This is a genomic window from Citrobacter portucalensis, from assembly GCF_002042885.1.
In the GTDB taxonomy this organism is placed as follows: Bacteria; Pseudomonadota; Gammaproteobacteria; order Enterobacterales; family Enterobacteriaceae; genus Citrobacter; species Citrobacter portucalensis.
In genome coordinates this window covers 230,560-246,009 of sequence record NZ_MVFY01000002.1, presented here as the reverse complement: position 1 = coordinate 246,009, position 15,450 = coordinate 230,560, and the positions used below count along the sequence as shown (strand labels likewise).

The 15,450-nt window shown below is 52.4% G+C and carries 13 protein-coding genes; 9 read left to right on the top strand and 4 right to left on the bottom strand.

Going from position 1 to position 15,450, the window contains the following annotated elements; genetic code table 11:
• Positions 1–58 precede the first annotated feature (58 nt).
• The 4 genes from ppnN (at position 59) to xni (ending at position 5,619) form a co-directional block, all read left to right on the top strand.
• Complete coding sequence (gene ppnN, locus BZK40_RS03935) at positions 59–1,423, top strand: nucleotide 5'-monophosphate nucleosidase PpnN (protein WP_003840366.1); 1,365 nt, start codon at positions 59–61, stop codon at positions 1,421–1,423.
• 560 nt (positions 1,424–1,983) lie between these two features.
• On the top strand, positions 1,984–3,273 hold the full coding sequence (locus tag BZK40_RS03930) for an HAAAP family serine/threonine permease (protein WP_003034073.1): 1,290 nt from the start codon (positions 1,984–1,986) through the stop codon (positions 3,271–3,273).
• A gap of 53 nt (positions 3,274–3,326) precedes the next feature.
• Complete coding sequence (locus BZK40_RS03925) at positions 3,327–4,694, top strand: L-serine ammonia-lyase (RefSeq protein WP_003034070.1); 1,368 nt, start codon at positions 3,327–3,329, stop codon at positions 4,692–4,694.
• A 169-nt stretch (positions 4,695–4,863) separates the two neighbouring features.
• Positions 4,864–5,619: a flap endonuclease Xni gene (gene xni / locus BZK40_RS03915; RefSeq protein WP_003825659.1), complete on the top strand. Its 756-nt coding sequence runs from the start codon at positions 4,864–4,866 to the stop codon at positions 5,617–5,619.
• A 76-nt stretch (positions 5,620–5,695) separates the two neighbouring features.
• Here the strand turns inward: xni and fucO are convergent, their stop codons facing one another.
• Positions 5,696–6,844, bottom strand: coding sequence for a lactaldehyde reductase (gene fucO / locus BZK40_RS03910; RefSeq protein ID WP_060683307.1), 1,149 nt, complete (start codon positions 6,842–6,844; stop codon positions 5,696–5,698).
• A gap of 11 nt (positions 6,845–6,855) precedes the next feature.
• Positions 6,856–7,503, bottom strand: coding sequence for an L-fuculose-phosphate aldolase (fucA, locus tag BZK40_RS03905; protein ID WP_003825656.1), 648 nt, complete (start codon positions 7,501–7,503; stop codon positions 6,856–6,858).
• 563 nt (positions 7,504–8,066) lie between these two features.
• On the opposite strand from fucA, the gene fucP reads away from it, so the two are divergent.
• The 5 genes from fucP (at position 8,067) to fucR (ending at position 13,920) form a co-directional block, all read left to right on the top strand.
• On the top strand, positions 8,067–9,377 hold the full coding sequence (fucP, locus tag BZK40_RS03895; RefSeq protein WP_008785696.1) for an L-fucose:H+ symporter permease: 1,311 nt from the start codon (positions 8,067–8,069) through the stop codon (positions 9,375–9,377).
• A gap of 31 nt (positions 9,378–9,408) precedes the next feature.
• The gene (gene fucI, locus BZK40_RS03890; protein WP_079934185.1) at positions 9,409–11,184 is read left to right on the top strand and encodes an L-fucose isomerase; all 1,776 of its coding nucleotides are present in this window, start codon (positions 9,409–9,411) and stop codon (positions 11,182–11,184) included.
• Positions 11,185–11,291: 107 nt separating this feature from the next.
• Positions 11,292–12,710 carry an L-fuculokinase gene (gene fucK, locus BZK40_RS03885; protein ID WP_057067291.1) on the top strand — a complete coding sequence of 473 codons (1,419 nt, stop codon included), beginning with the start codon at positions 11,292–11,294 and terminating at the stop codon, positions 12,708–12,710.
• A 1-nt stretch (position 12,711) separates the two neighbouring features.
• Positions 12,712–13,134, top strand: coding sequence for an L-fucose mutarotase (gene fucU, locus BZK40_RS03880; RefSeq protein ID WP_048236690.1), 423 nt, complete (start codon positions 12,712–12,714; stop codon positions 13,132–13,134).
• 57 nt (positions 13,135–13,191) lie between these two features.
• Positions 13,192–13,920 (top strand): L-fucose operon activator, encoded by a 729-nt coding sequence (gene fucR / locus BZK40_RS03875; RefSeq protein WP_003825642.1) that lies wholly within the window; start codon positions 13,192–13,194, stop codon positions 13,918–13,920.
• A gap of 35 nt (positions 13,921–13,955) precedes the next feature.
• On the opposite strand, the gene rlmM is transcribed toward fucR, so the two are convergent.
• Both rlmM and BZK40_RS03865 read right to left on the bottom strand, forming a co-directional pair.
• Positions 13,956–15,056, bottom strand: a complete 1,101-nt coding sequence (rlmM, locus tag BZK40_RS03870) for a 23S rRNA (cytidine(2498)-2'-O)-methyltransferase RlmM (RefSeq protein ID WP_003034040.1) — start codon at positions 15,054–15,056, stop codon at positions 13,956–13,958.
• Entirely contained in the window at positions 15,049–15,444 is a 396-nt protein-coding gene (locus BZK40_RS03865) for a DUF423 domain-containing protein (RefSeq protein ID WP_003034037.1), read from the bottom strand. Before BZK40_RS03865 ends, rlmM begins: the two co-directional genes overlap by 8 nt.
• Positions 15,445–15,450 lie beyond the last annotated feature (6 nt).

The following is a 15,450-nucleotide window of genomic DNA, read 5'->3' as shown; positions in this document are numbered from 1 at the left end:
AAGCCAGGGCTATTGTAATCAATAGGGAATGACGTGTTGCGTCCCATAAGGAGTTTACTTGATTACACATATTAGCCCGCTTGGCTCAATGGACATGTTGTCGCAGCTGGAAGTCGATATGCTTAAACGCACGGCCAGCAGCGACCTGTATCAACTGTTTCGTAACTGTTCGCTTGCCGTTCTGAACTCCGGCAGTTTGACCGACAACAGTAAAGAACTGCTGTCCCGCTTTGAAAGTTTCGATATTAACGTACTGCGCCGCGAACGGGGCGTGAAGCTGGAACTGATCAACCCACCTGAAGATGCGTTTGTTGATGGACGCATTATTCGTGCGCTACAGGCTAACCTGTTTGCCGTACTGCGCGACATTCTGTTCGTCAATGGACAGATCCATAACGCCGGTCGTTTTCAGCATCTGGATCTCGAAAGCTCGGTACATATTACCAACCTCGTATTCTCGATCCTGCGTAATGCGCGGGCGCTACACGTTGGTGAAGCGCCGAACATGGTCGTCTGCTGGGGCGGTCACTCAATCAACGAAAATGAGTACCTGTATGCCCGTCGCGTCGGCACCCAACTGGGTCTGCGCGAACTGAACATCTGTACCGGCTGCGGTCCGGGGGCGATGGAAGCGCCAATGAAAGGCGCTGCGGTCGGCCACGCCCAGCAGCGATACAAAGACAGCCGCTTTATTGGCATGACCGAACCGTCAATCATCGCCGCTGAACCGCCTAACCCGCTGGTAAACGAACTGATCATCATGCCGGACATTGAAAAACGTCTGGAAGCGTTCGTGCGTATCGCTCACGGTATTATCATCTTCCCGGGTGGCGTAGGGACAGCAGAAGAGCTGCTGTATCTGCTGGGGATCCTGATGAATCCGGCCAACAAAGATCAGGTTCTACCGCTGATCCTGACCGGACCAAAAGAGAGTGCGGATTACTTCCGCGTGCTGGACGAATTTATCGTGCACACGCTAGGGGAAGATGCGCGTCGCCACTATCGCATTATCATTGACGATGCGGCCGAAGTGGCGCGTCTGATGAAAAAAGCGATGCCGCTGGTGAAAGAAAACCGTCGCGACACAGGAGATGCTTACAGCTTTAACTGGTCGATTCGTATCGCACCTGATTTGCAGATGCCGTTCGAGCCGTCCCATGAAAACATGGCCAACCTGAAGCTGTACCCGGATCAACCCGTTGAAGTATTGGCCGCCGACCTGCGTCGTGCATTCTCGGGTATTGTGGCCGGTAACGTGAAGGAGGTCGGCATTCGCGCCATCGAAGAGTTTGGCCCGTACAAAATCCACGGTGACCGCGAAATGATGCGCCGCATGGACGATCTCCTGCAGGGCTTTGTTGCACAACATCGCATGAAGTTGCCAGGCTCCGCGTACATCCCTTGCTACGAGATCTGCGCCTGACCTTCAACACCGGCTAGCAGCGCTAGAGCGGTGACAGTTTTGTCCATATCAAAGCCGGGTTTGGCGCACTTGCCTCCCGGCTTTTTTTAGTGATACCAGTCACATAGCTCCGACAATCATATAAATACCAGTGATGATTCATAAAAAACAGCGCGCTACGCAAACGATTACCTTGAAAAACCAACCGTGATTTATCTTAGAAAATTATTATTAGTCGCCGAAATCATCTAAAAACAACAGTTTTTACAGCTGAACACGCCTATCTTCGCGCCTTCGCTTTCATGAGATATGTCGTTAATGTTAGCCTTCGCGCCCGTAAATTCGCTTTGACTATTTTTTAACAGATTAATGGCCCAAATTTATCCACATAAAAGGTGGATTATTGCATTTGGGATCCCGATCACTGATACATTCATTACTAAAATGTATCTTTCCGCCCGAAAATTATTACGGCGAAAAATTATATAAAAATCGCTCAACGAATTTCGATTTACAGTCGGGTACTTTCTCATTGGATTGACCCCAAACCCGACTTTTTAAGCTTCCTCCAGGAGAAATAGATGGAAAACACTCAAACCAGCACTATCGTTACGGGCCAGACCCGCAGCGCATGGCGCAAAACAGACACCATGTGGATGCTGGGCCTTTACGGCACGGCGATTGGGGCGGGTGTATTGTTCCTGCCGATTAACGCAGGCGTAGGCGGTATGATCCCGCTGATCATCATGGCGATCCTTGCCTTCCCAATGACCTTCTTTGCACACCGCGGCCTGACTCGCTTTGTGCTGTCCGGTAAAAATCCGGGTGAAGACATCACCGAAGTTGTAGAAGAACACTTTGGTGTTGGTGCAGGTAAACTGATTACCCTGCTCTACTTCTTCGCTATCTACCCGATTCTGTTGGTTTACAGCGTAGCAATCACCAACACGGTTGAAAGCTTCCTGACCCACCAGCTGGCGATTACGCCGCCGCCGCGCGCAATCCTGTCACTGATCCTGATTGTCGGTATGATGACCATCGTGCGCTTCGGTGAGCAGATGATCGTTAAGGCGATGAGCATCCTGGTATTCCCGTTCGTTGCGGCTCTGATGCTACTGGCGCTGTACCTGATCCCTCAGTGGAGCGGTGCGATTCTGGAAACCATGTCTTTTGACTCTGCGGCAACCACCGGCAACGGCCTGCTGTTGACCCTGTGGCTGGCAATTCCGGTAATGGTGTTCTCCTTCAACCACTCCCCGATCATCTCCTCCTTCGCCGTGGCGAAGCGTGAAGAGTACGGTGATGAAGCAGAGAAAAAATGCTCCAAGATTCTGGCATTCGCTCACATCATGATGGTACTGACCGTTATGTTCTTCGTCTTCAGCTGCGTGTTCAGCCTGACTCCGGCAGACCTGGCAGCAGCGAAAGAGCAGAACATCTCGATTCTGTCTTACCTGGCGAACCACTTTAACGCGCCGATTATTGCCTGGATGGCACCGATCATCGCGATTATCGCTATCACCAAATCCTTCCTGGGCCACTACCTGGGCGCACGTGAAGGCTTCAATGGTATGGTGATTAAGTCTCTGCGTGGCAAAGGCAAATCCATCGAAATCAACAAACTGAACAAAATCACTGCGCTGTTCATGCTGGTAACCACCTGGATTGTGGCGACGCTGAACCCAAGCATCCTCGGCATGATTGAGACCCTGGGTGGCCCAATCATCGCGATGATTCTGTTCCTGATGCCGATGTATGCCATTCAGAAAGTACCGGCAATGCGTAAGTACAGCGGCCATATCAGCAACGTCTTCGTTGTGATTATGGGCCTGATCGCTATCTCCGCTATTTTCTACTCTCTGTTCAGTTAATTCCCCTGCGCCGCTCCTCGGGGCGGCGCACCTCGATACACAATGGACGCCTCATGATTAGCGTATTCGATATTTTCAAAATCGGCATTGGCCCTTCCAGCTCCCACACTGTTGGCCCGATGAAAGCAGGCAAACAATTCACGGATGACCTGATTGCACGCGGAATTCTCACTGACGTAACCCGCGTAGTGGTTGATGTCTATGGCTCTTTATCTCTGACGGGGAAAGGTCACCATACCGACATCGCGATAATTATGGGCCTGGCGGGTAATCTGCCGGATACCGTAGACATTGATGCCATTCCGTCCTTTATCCAGGATGTGAATACTCATGGGCGTTTGCTGCTGGCAGACGGTCAACATGAGGTCGAGTTCCCGGTCGACAAGTGCATGAATTTCCATGCGGACAATCTGTCCCTGCACGAAAACGGGATGCGCATTACCGCACTGGCGGGCGAAAAGGCTATTTACAGCCAGACTTACTATTCCATTGGCGGTGGGTTCATCGTTGATGAAGAACATTTTGGTTTACCGAACAACTCTCCGGTAAACGTGCCATATCCGTATAAATCCGCAGCTGATTTGCAACGTCATTGCCAGGAAACCGGCCTGTCGCTTTCCGGTCTGATGATGCAAAACGAACTGGCGCTGCACAGCAAAGAAGAGCTGGAACAGCACTTTGCTAACGTCTGGGAAGTGATGCGTAGCGGGATTGAACGCGGCATCACCACCGAAGGTGTATTGCCGGGCAAACTGCGCGTTCCGCGTCGTGCTGCTGCGCTGCGTCGCATGCTGGTCAGCAGCGACAAAACCACCACCGACCCGATGGCGGTTGTTGACTGGATCAACATGTTCGCGTTGGCCGTGAACGAAGAAAACGCAGCCGGTGGACGCGTGGTGACTGCACCAACCAACGGTGCATGCGGGATTGTTCCTGCCGTACTGGCGTATTACGACAAGTTTATCCGTGAAGTGAACGCTAACTCGCTGGCACGCTACATGCTGGTCGCGAGCGCCATTGGTTCACTGTACAAGATGAACGCCTCTATCTCTGGTGCCGAAGTCGGCTGTCAGGGTGAAGTTGGCGTCGCCTGCTCCATGGCAGCGGCTGGTCTGGCTGAACTGCTGGGCGGTAGCCCAATGCAGGTGTGCATCGCGGCAGAAATCGGTATGGAACACAACCTGGGTCTGACCTGCGACCCGGTTGCCGGCCAGGTTCAGGTACCGTGCATTGAGCGTAATGCCATTGCTTCGGTTAAAGCGGTGAACGCTGCACGTATGGCGCTGCGCCGTACCAGTGAACCACGCGTGTGCCTCGATAAAGTTATCGAGACCATGTACGAAACCGGTAAAGACATGAACGCCAAATACCGTGAAACCTCTCGTGGTGGTCTGGCGATGAAGATTGTCACCTGCGATTAATTCTCAGCACATTTTCGTATCTGTAGGCCGGATAAGGCGCTCGCCGCATCCGGCTTTTATTGCCTGATGGCGCTTCGCTTGTCAGGCTTACGGATAGCGCTCTTTCGCAATGCTCGTCTCCACTCGTCGTGAATGTTACCCTACAGACTAATTTGTTAGGGAGAACACCGTGGCCGTCCACCTGCTCATTGTTGATGCACTGAATCTCATCCGCCGTATTCACGCCGTACAGGGCTCCCCCTGCGTGGAGACATGCCAGCACGCACTCGATCAGCTGATTGTGCACAGTCAGCCCACGCACGCCGTGGCGGTATTTGATGACGAAGCGCGTAACAGCGGCTGGCGTCACCAACGGTTACCTGACTACAAAGCCGGTCGCCCGCCGATGCCTGACGATTTACACCAGGAAATGCCCGCCTTACGCGCCGCTTTTGAACAGCGCGGCGTCTGCTGCTGGGTATCCAGCGGGAATGAAGCCGATGATTTAGCCGCCACTCTGGCGGTGAAAGTTAGCCAGGCGGGACACCAGGCGACTATCGTCTCAACCGATAAAGGCTACTGTCAGCTACTCTCCCCAACGCTGCGGATTCGCGATTATTTCCAGAAACGCTGGCTGGATGCGCCGTTTATCGAGAAAGAGTTCGGCGTACTGCCGCAACAGTTGCCTGATTACTGGGGACTGGCTGGGATCAGCAGTTCTAAAATACCGGGGGTAGCCGGTATTGGTCCTAAAAGCGCCACACAACTGCTGGCACAGTTTCCAACGCTGGAAGCGCTGTATGAACACCTGGATGATGTACCGGAGAAATGGCGCAAGAAACTCGAAGAACATCGGGAGATGGCGTTTTTGTGTCGCGATATCGCGCGGCTGCAAACAGACTTACATATCGACGGAAACCTACAGCAGCTACGGCTGGCGCGGTAGTCTTATTTCCGGATGGCGCTGCGCTTATCCGGCCTACTTATTGTACAACCCTGTAGGCCAGATAAACGCCAGGTGATTACCAGGCGGTATGGTACAGCTCAACGATATCCCCAAGGCTCGCTTCACGCGGATTTCCCCCGGTACAAACATCGTCAAATGCGGCTTGCGCCAGCGCAGGAATATCCTCTTTACGGACGCCAACATCGCGTAGATGCAGTGGGATACCTACATCGCGATTAAGGGCGAAGACGGCATCCACCGCCGCTTTGCGTGCCTCTGCCAGCGTCAGTCCTTCAACCTTAACCCCCATTACCCGGGCGATATCGCGGAATTTTTCCCCGGTGAATTCGGCGTTATAGTGCATCACGTGCGGCAGCAAAATGGCATTCGCGACGCCGTGCGGCGTGTTGTAGAACGCGCCTAACGGGTGTGCCATGCCATGCACTAATCCCAGACCTACGTTGGAGAAACCCATCCCGGCAACGTACTGGCCCAGAGCCATCGCTTCCCCCGCCTGGCTGTCGCCCACAACGGAACCGCGTAATGACCCGGCAATAATTTCGATGGCTTTAATGTGCAGCGCATCGGTAAGCGCCCACGCAGCCCGCGTGATGTAGCCTTCAATGGCATGAGTCAGTGCATCTACGCCAGTAGCCGCTTTTAATGCAGCAGGCATGCCGTCCATCATGTCAGCATCAATGAACGCCACCTGCGGGATGTCATGTGGATCGACACAAACAAACTTACGCCGATTCTCTTCGTCAGTGATCACGTAGTTAATGGTCACTTCCGCCGCCGTTCCCGCAGTGGTTGGTATAGCCATAACAGGCACGCTCGGGAAGCGTGTCGGCGATAACCCTTCAAGGCTGCGTACATCCGCAAACTCCGGGTTATTGTTAATAATGCCAATCGCTTTACAGGTATCCTGCGGGGAGCCACCGCCAATGGCGACCAGATAGTCTGCGCCGCTTTGCTGAAAGACACTCAATCCTTCCTGCACTACCGCAATGGTTGGATTAGGAATAACGCCTGAATAGATTTCCCATGCCAGACCTGCAGCATCCATTCGGGAAGTCACCTTCTCAACAATGCCGCACTGCACCAGATTTTTATCAGTCACAATCAATGCTTTGCGATAACCACGACGAATAACTTCATCGGTTAATGCGCCAACAGCTCCCCGGCCAAACCATGCCGTTTCGTTCAGAATCATTCTGTTCGCCATCGTTTTATCTCCTATTCCTCAATACGCAATCCATATGTTTTGAATTTTTCCAGCACAATAGCGATAGCCTCATCGTCCAGTACCGGAACCGGATCGGTAATCGCCAGCGTGCTGAGATAAAGCTGCGCCAGCACTTCCACTTCATGCGCTAACCACAGGGCTTTTTCCAGATTTTCCTCGCAGGCGATCAGCCCATGATGCTGCAACAGCGTTGCTTTTCGGTTTTTCAGCGCTACCGCAACGTGCTCGGAAAGCTCACGCGTGCCAAACGTCGCATATGGCGCACAGGGAATTGAGTTACCGCCAGCCGCCGCAATCATGTAATGGATTGCCGGGATTGGCCGATTGAGAATAGAAACAGCAGTACAATGCACGGCATGATTATGGACCACCGCCTGAGCATCGGGACGCGTCTGATAAGCGGCCATATGGAACCGCCACTCGCTGGAAGGTAATTTCCCTTCTTCGTGCTGCCCCTCAGCGTTGATGTACACAATGTGGGATTCGGTGAGTTTGTCATACGGAATACCCGTCGGGGTAATTAACATCCCGTCCTGGTAACGCACACTTACATTACCCGCAGTCCCCTGATTCAACCCCAGACGGGTCATTTCCAGGCAGGTATTGATAATCTGCCGTGCCAGCGTATTTCGTTCCATTACTTACCTCTCTCAGTGAGTCAAAATGCGACAACAGAACATTGCTAATACCTCGACGCTCTGTTGATTTAAGCGGGTATTTGCTAACTATCATCATGCTGAATAAAGAGAAGGGAATTTTTAGCACTGGATTTTGTGATGTTCATCAACTAATAACGCTGAATAAAAACATGCAGGCATAATATTACAATTGCAAAATGTCCGTTCTTAATAAAACCATTGTAAAACGGTCATTTGCGAATAAATTGTTACCATTGCCCGTTTTCCACTTAACTAATTAATTCGGGCATTATCCCTGTGGCTTTTTAATTTATTTTTCTCAAACGGTCATTGTTTTAAAGAAATTAAAGTGATGATAATCACATAAACCCACACCCTGAGCATAAATGTGACCACCATCATATTAATGGCCGGTTTTTATTTGAAAATGAATTCATGAGTTCATTCATGAAGGCCAATTTTATCTGGCAGGTTACCGGAACTCACCTGGATTAGCAGGTTGGTAAAAATCACCAATCGTACTCTTAAGCTGTTGAACATGCTTATGAACTGATGAGGATTCTATGGGAAACACATCAATACAAACACAAAGTTTTCATGCGGTAGAGCGGGGGCAGACAAAAAATTATGTCATTCCCTTCGCGTTGCTCTGTTCACTGTTTTTTCTTTGGGCGGTTGCCAATAATCTTAATGACATTTTATTACCACAATTTCAGCAAGCTTTTACATTAACAAACTTTCAGGCTGGTCTGATTCAATCTGCTTTTTATTTTGGTTATTTCGTCATTCCAATCCCAGCTGGGATCCTGATGAAAAAACTAAGTTATAAAGCAGGCATTATTACCGGATTATTCTTATATGCCATCGGTGCAGCATTATTCTGGCCAGCGGCTGAAGTAATGAATTACACCTTATTCTTGATTGGCCTATTTATTATTGCGGCGGGCTTAGGTTGTCTGGAAACGGCTGCCAACCCCTTTGTAACCGTACTGGGCCCGGAAAGCGGCGGTCATTTCCGATTAAATCTCGCGCAAACTTTTAACTCATTTGGTGCCATTATTGCGGTTGTTTTTGGGCAAAGTCTTATTTTGTCTAATGTGCCACATCAATCTCAAGACGTACTCGATAAGATGGCGCCAGAACAGCTAAGCGCCTACAAGCACAGCCTGGTGTTATCGGTTCAAACCCCTTATATGATCATCGTCGCGGTCGTTTTGCTGGTCGCCCTGCTGATCATGTTTACCAAGTTTCCGACCCTGCAAAGTGACGATCACAGTGACAACGCTCAGAGTTCATTCTCCGCGTCCCTTTCCCGCCTGGTGCGCATTCGCCACTGGCGTTGGGCGGTACTGGCGCAGTTCTGCTACGTCGGTGCACAAACTGCCTGCTGGAGCTACCTGATTCGCTACGCAATCGAAGAGATCCCAGGCATGACGCCAGGTTTCGCCGCCAACTACCTGACCGGCACCATGGTGTGCTTCTTTATCGGTCGTTTCTCCGGCACCTGGCTTATCAGTCGCTTTGCGCCGCATAAAGTGCTGGCCGCATATGCCCTGCTTGCCATGATTCTGTGCCTGATTTCCGCCTTCACCGGTGGCCAGATCGGCCTGCTGGCCCTGACGTTGTGCAGCGCATTTATGTCGATTCAGTACCCAACCATTTTTTCTCTGGGGATCAAAAATCTGGGACAAGACACCAAATACGGCTCGTCTTTTATCGTCATGACCATCATTGGCGGCGGCATTGTGACCCCGGTGATGGGCTTTGTCAGCGATGCCGCTGGCAATATCCCGACCGCTGAACTGGTCCCGGCGCTTTGCTTCGCCATCATCTTTATTTTTGCCCGCTTCCGTTCACAAACGGCAGCCAACTGAATATTTATCCGAATAACGTGAGGAATCTGTGATGAAAAAAATCAGCTTACCAAAAATTGGTATTCGCCCGGTTATTGACGGACGTCGTATGGGTGTACGTGAGTCGCTCGAAGAGCAAACCATGAATATGGCTAAAGCTACCGCAGCGCTTATCACTGAAAAACTTCGTCATGCCTGCGGCGCACAAATTGAATGTGTGATTGCCGATACCTGTATCGCCGGCATGGCGGAATCCGCAGCCTGTGAAGAAAAATTCAGCAGCCAGAATGTTGGCGTGACGATTACCGTTACCCCATGTTGGTGCTACGGCAGTGAAACCATCGACATGGATCCGATGCGCCCGAAAGCGATCTGGGGCTTCAACGGCACGGAACGTCCGGGGGCGGTTTACCTGGCCGCCGCACTGGCAGCTCACAGCCAAAAAGGACTTCCTGCCTTCTCCATCTATGGTCATGACGTACAGGATGCAGACGACACATCTATCCCTGCCGATGTTGAAGAAAAACTGCTGCGCTTTGCCCGTGCCGGCTTAGCGGTCGCCAGTATGAAAGGGAAAAGCTACCTGTCTGTCGGTGGTGTATCAATGGGCATCGCCGGTTCTATCGTCGACCATAACTTCTTTGAATCCTGGCTGGGTATGAAGGTGCAGGCGGTTGATATGACCGAACTGCGTCGTCGCATTGACCAGAAAATCTATGATGAAACCGAGCTGGAAATGGCGCTGGCGTGGGCGGACAAAAACTTCCGCTACGGCGAAGATCAGAACGCGCAGCAATATAAGCGTAACGCAGAACAAAGCCGCGCAGTGCTGAAAGAAAGCCTGCTGATGGCTATGTGCATTCGCGACATGATGCAGGGTAACAAAAAGCTGGCAGACAAAGGTCTGGTCGAAGAATCCCTGGGCTATAACGCGATCGCCGCAGGCTTCCAGGGCCAGCGTCACTGGACCGATCAATACCCAAATGGCGATACCGCCGAAGCGTTGCTCAACAGCTCCTTTGACTGGAATGGCGTTCGTGAACCGTTCGTTGTCGCGACAGAAAACGACAGCCTGAACGGCGTGGCGATGCTGTTCGGCCATCAACTCACCGGCACGGCCCAGGTCTTTGCCGATGTGCGTACCTACTGGTCGCCAGAGGCGGTTGAACGCGTCACGGGTAAACCGCTGACCGGTCTTGCTGAGCACGGCATTATTCACTTGATTAACTCCGGTTCTGCGGCACTGGACGGTTCCTGCAAACAGCGCGACAGCGAAGGTAAACCGACCATGAAACCACACTGGGAAATCTCGCAGAAAGAGGCGGATGAATGCCTGGCGGCAACCGAATGGTGCCCGGCTATTCACGAATACTTCCGCGGGGGCGGTTACTCATCTCGCTTCCTGACTGAAGGCGGTGTGCCGTTCACCATGAGCCGTATCAACATCATCAAAGGGTTGGGGCCGGTGCTGCAAATCGCGGAAGGCTGGAGCGTGGAGTTGCCGAAAGATATGAACGACCAGCTTGATGCGCGTACCAACTCCACATGGCCAACCACCTGGTTTGCTCCGCGCTTAACCGGCAAGGGCCCGTTCAGCGACGTCTATTCCGTCATGGCTAACTGGGGCGCTAACCACGGGGTGCTGACGATTGGTCACGTAGGTGCGGACTTTATCACTCTGGCTGCCATGCTGCGTATCCCGGTGTGCATGCACAACGTGGAAGACGAGAAAATTTATCGTCCTTCCTCCTGGGCCGCCCACGGTATGGATACGGAAGGTCAGGATTACCGCGCTTGTCAGAACTACGGTCCGCTGTATAAGCGTTAAACATCGAGCGATTGCCTGATGGCGGCGCGGCCTACGAAGCACACGGTTTTGTAGGCCGGATAAGGCGAAGCCGCCATCCGGCAATAGGTAATCTCCCAGGAGCAATTATGAAACAAGAGGTTATTCTGGTTCTCGACTGTGGCGCGACCAACGTACGGGCCATTGCCGTTGACCGACAGGGAAAGATTGTCGCCCGCGCAGCGACCCCGAACGCCAGTGACATCGCCGCAGAAAACAGTGCCTGGCACCAATGGTCGCTGGAGGCCATTCTGCAGCGCTTTGCCGACTGCTGTCAGCGGCTTTCCTCACAATTGGCCGCCTGCCAAATTCGCGGGATCGCCGTCACCACCTTCGGCGTGGATGGCGCGCTGGTGGATAAGAACGGCAAACAACTGTACCCGGTGATCAGTTGGAAATGCCCACGTACCGCAGCGGTAATGGAGAATATCCATCGCTACATGTCGCCGCAGCAACTGCAGGAAATCTCCGGCGTTGGCGCGTTTAGCTTCAATACACTGTACAAACTGGTGTGGCTGAAAGAGAACCACCCGCAATTACTGGAACAGGCGCACGCCTGGCTGTTTATCTCGTCGCTTATCAACCAACGTTTAACCGGCGAGTTCACAACTGACATCACCATGGCGGGAACCAGCCAGATGCTGGATATCCAGCAACGTGATTTCAGCCAGGACATTTTGCAGGCAACAGGCATACCGCGTCGCCTGTTTCCGCGCCTGGTTGAAGCAGGCGAACAAATTGGGGTACTGCAACGCGAGGCCGCCAGCCAGCTCGGACTTCCAGAGGGTATTCCAGTCATCTCTGCCGGACACGACACACAGTTTGCGCTATTTGGCGCAGGAGCCCAACAGGATGAACCGGTGCTCTCTTCCGGCACATGGGAAATTCTGATGGTACGCAGTGCGCAGGTAAATACCTCCCTGCTCAGTCATTATGCGGGCTCCACCTGTGAGCTGGATAGTCAGGCTGGGCTTAACAATCCCGGTATGCAGTGGCTGGCCTCCGGTGTGCTTGAATGGGTTCGTAAGCTGTTATGGACCGCGGACACGCCCTGGCAAACGTTGATTGATGAAGCTCGGGATATTCCCGCTGGTGCCGAAGGGGTGAAGATGCACTGCGACCTGCTGGCCTGTCAGAATGCGGGCTGGCAAGGGGTTACCCTCAATACTACCCGTGGGCACTTTTATCGCGCCGCGCTGGAAGGACTGACAGAACAGCTGCAGCGGAATCTGCAAACGCTGGAAAAAATCGGCCATTTCCAAGCCACTGAACTGCTATTAGTTGGCGGGGGCAGCCGCAACATCTTGTGGAACCAAATCAAAGCGAACGTTCTCGGGATCCCTGTCAAAGTGCTGGATGATGCCGAAACCACCGTGGCAGGCGCCGCAATGTTTGCCTGGTCAGGCATCGGGGAATTTATCTCTCCGGAGCAGGCACGCGAACAGGTGCGCTATCAGTACCGTTACTTCTATCCGCAAACCGAATCCGAACTCACAGGAGTCGAGTAACATGCTTAAAACGATATCTCCCTTAATTTCCCCCGACTTACTGAAAGTGCTGGCCGAAATGGGACACGGCGATGAGATTATCTTTTCCGATGCCCACTTCCCGGCCAACAGCATGGGGCCACAGGTCATCCGCGCTGACGGTCTGCTGGTCAGCGATCTGCTGCAGGCGCTTATTCCGCTATTTGAACTGGACAGCTACGCCCCACCGCTGGTGATGATGGCTGCGGTTGAAGGTGACACTCTCGATCCTGACGTTGAGACTCGCTATCGTCAGGCGCTTTCATTACAGACCCCCTGCCCGGACATCACGCGTATTGACCGCTATGCCTTTTACGAACGAGCACAAAAGGCGTTTGCGATCGTTATCACAGGAGAGCGGGCAAAGTACGGGAATATTCTTTTAAAAAAAGGGGTAACGCCGTAATCTCTGGTCAGAATGCCCGTCAGGTACGGGCATTCATCATTAGATGAGGATCAGAACATGAAAGCGGCGCGCCAGCAGGCAATCGTAGATCTGCTTACTAACCACAAAAGCCTGACAACCGAAGCCCTGGCTTTGCAGCTTAACGTCAGCAAAGAGACCATCCGCCGCGATCTCAGCGAGTTACAGACCCAGGGAAAAGTGTTACGCAACCACGGTCGGGCCAAAGTTATTCACCGGGAAAATCAGGACAGCGGTGACCCATTTCATATTCGACTCAAAAGCCACTATGCGCACAAAGCGGATATCGCCCGTGAAGCGTTGGCATGGATCGAAGAAGGTATGGTGATTGCCTTAGACGCCAGCTCTACCTGCTGGTATCTGGCGCGACAATTACCGGACATCAACATTCACGTTTTTACCAACAGCCAGCCCATCTGCCAGGAATTGGCTAAACGTGAACACATTCAGCTTATCAGCTCCGGCGGTCGCCTTGAGCGCAAATACGGTTGCTACGTTAATCCCTCGCTTATCTCGCAGCTAAAACCACTCGAGATTGACCTGTTTATTTTTTCCTGCGAAGGGATCGACAGCGACGGTGCGCTCTGGGACTCAAATGCAACCAACGCAGACTTCAAATCCATTCTGCTTAAGCGTGCATCGCAGTCTTTATTACTGATCGATAAAAGTAAATTTAATCGTTCGGGAGAGGCCAGAATTGGGCATCTGGATGATGTGACGCATATTGTTTCAGATACACAGCTGATTGAAGCAATCCAGGCCGAATAGGGCGATTACGCCGCCATCCGACCTGGATTGTAGCCTTATCGCTCGTCGCGACGACCGCCGACGGCAGCCCACAGACGACGTACGTGAACGGTTACTTCTTCACGGTCATGATACAGCTGACGCGCCTGAATCTGGGCATTTACACCATGTTCATCAAGCTGGGCCTGAATGTAAGCCAGGTTCTGTGATACCTCTTCGTAGCGTTTTTTCATCGGCAGCTTGAGGTTGAAGATCGTCTCACGACACCAGCCGTTGACCAGCCATTGCGCCATCAGCGCGGCAACCTTCGCCGGCTTCTCCACCATGTCACAGACCATCCACGAAATGTTGTTGCGATTCGGACGGTACTTAAATCCGTCTTCACGTAGCCAGGTGACCTGTCCGGTATCCATCAGGCTTTGCGCCATCGGGCCGTTATCCACGGAATAAACCCACATGTTGCGTTTAACCAGCTGATAGGTCCATCCGCCCGGGCAGGCGCCTAAATCCACCGCATACATTCCGTTCGCCAGACGCTCATCCCATTCATCGGCAGGGATAAACACGTGCAGCGCTTCTTCCAGCTTGAGCGTTGAACGGCTCGGCGCATCGGCTGGAAACTTCAGACGCGGAATCCCCATGTAAAACGGTGAGTTATTGTCAGGCCAGGAATAGCCGGTATAACAACAGCCAGGGGCGATAAAGAAGACGTGAACCACCGGACGCTTTGGCGTTTCATACTTTGCCAGTACGCCCGCTTCGCGCAGCGCTGCACGCAACGGTACGGTAAATTTACGGCAAAATTTAACCAGCTCTTTGCTTTCATTGGTGTCGGCAACTTCTACTCGCAGATCGCCACCCTTTTCCACCACGCCCTGCAACATGCCAACGATCGGTGTAATACGATCTTCCGGCGGTAAGTATTGCAGCAGCTCGCCCACCACAAACATTTGACGCGCAAAAATCAGCGAACTAAACGGCAGCTCTTTCACTAACTTTTCAGCATCGTCCTGCTGATAGCATTCGAAGATGACGTAACCCGCATTGTCTTTCACGCGGGCAAAACCGAAGATTTCCCGGCGTCCTGCTTTATCCGTAATTTCTGCGGCGCACTCTTTTTCAAAACCTGGGCGACACAACAATACAACCTTATTCATGGCTAACGCCCTTACGTTTCAATCGAATAGCGCCCACTAACATCAGCGCCCAGCCTACGAGGAAGCTGAAGCCGCCGACAGGGGTAACAAACGCCCACAGGCGTAAATGAGAGAGCGCGAGACAATACAGACTGCCGCTAAACAGCACTGTACCTAATGCCAGAAACACGCTACTCCAGTAAAACCAAATACTAATGCGCCGTTGCATGGCGACGGCCAGGCCAAAGATAGCCAGCGTATGAAACGCCTGATACTCAAGGCCGGTCTGAATCCACCCCATTTCAACAACACCGAGGGTTTTGCTCAGAACATGAGCCCCAAAGGCGCCCAACGCCACAAAGATAAAGCCACTTACGGCGGCAAAAATCAGCATAAAACGGCTGGTCATTTGAAT

Excerpts from the sequence above, each read along its gene's own strand:
- BZK40_RS03865 (WP_003034037.1), bottom strand. The coding sequence starts at position 15,444 with ATGACCAGCCGTTTTATGCTGATTTTTGCCGCCGTAAGTGGCTTTATC.
- fucR (WP_003825642.1), top strand. The coding sequence starts at position 13,192 with ATGAAAGCGGCGCGCCAGCAGGCAATCGTAGATCTGCTTACTAACCAC.
- fucK (WP_057067291.1), top strand. The coding sequence starts at position 11,292 with ATGAAACAAGAGGTTATTCTGGTTCTCGACTGTGGCGCGACCAACGTA.
- fucU (WP_048236690.1), top strand. The coding sequence starts at position 12,712 with ATGCTTAAAACGATATCTCCCTTAATTTCCCCCGACTTACTGAAAGTG.
- BZK40_RS03930 (WP_003034073.1), top strand. The coding sequence starts at position 1,984 with ATGGAAAACACTCAAACCAGCACTATCGTTACGGGCCAGACCCGCAGC.
- fucA (WP_003825656.1), bottom strand. The coding sequence starts at position 7,503 with ATGGAACGAAATACGCTGGCACGGCAGATTATCAATACCTGCCTGGAA.
- fucP (WP_008785696.1), top strand. The coding sequence starts at position 8,067 with ATGGGAAACACATCAATACAAACACAAAGTTTTCATGCGGTAGAGCGG.
- BZK40_RS03925 (WP_003034070.1), top strand. The coding sequence starts at position 3,327 with ATGATTAGCGTATTCGATATTTTCAAAATCGGCATTGGCCCTTCCAGC.
- rlmM (WP_003034040.1), bottom strand. The coding sequence starts at position 15,056 with ATGAATAAGGTTGTATTGTTGTGTCGCCCAGGTTTTGAAAAAGAGTGC.
- fucO (WP_060683307.1), bottom strand. The coding sequence starts at position 6,844 with ATGGCGAACAGAATGATTCTGAACGAAACGGCATGGTTTGGCCGGGGA.
- fucI (WP_079934185.1), top strand. The coding sequence starts at position 9,409 with ATGAAAAAAATCAGCTTACCAAAAATTGGTATTCGCCCGGTTATTGAC.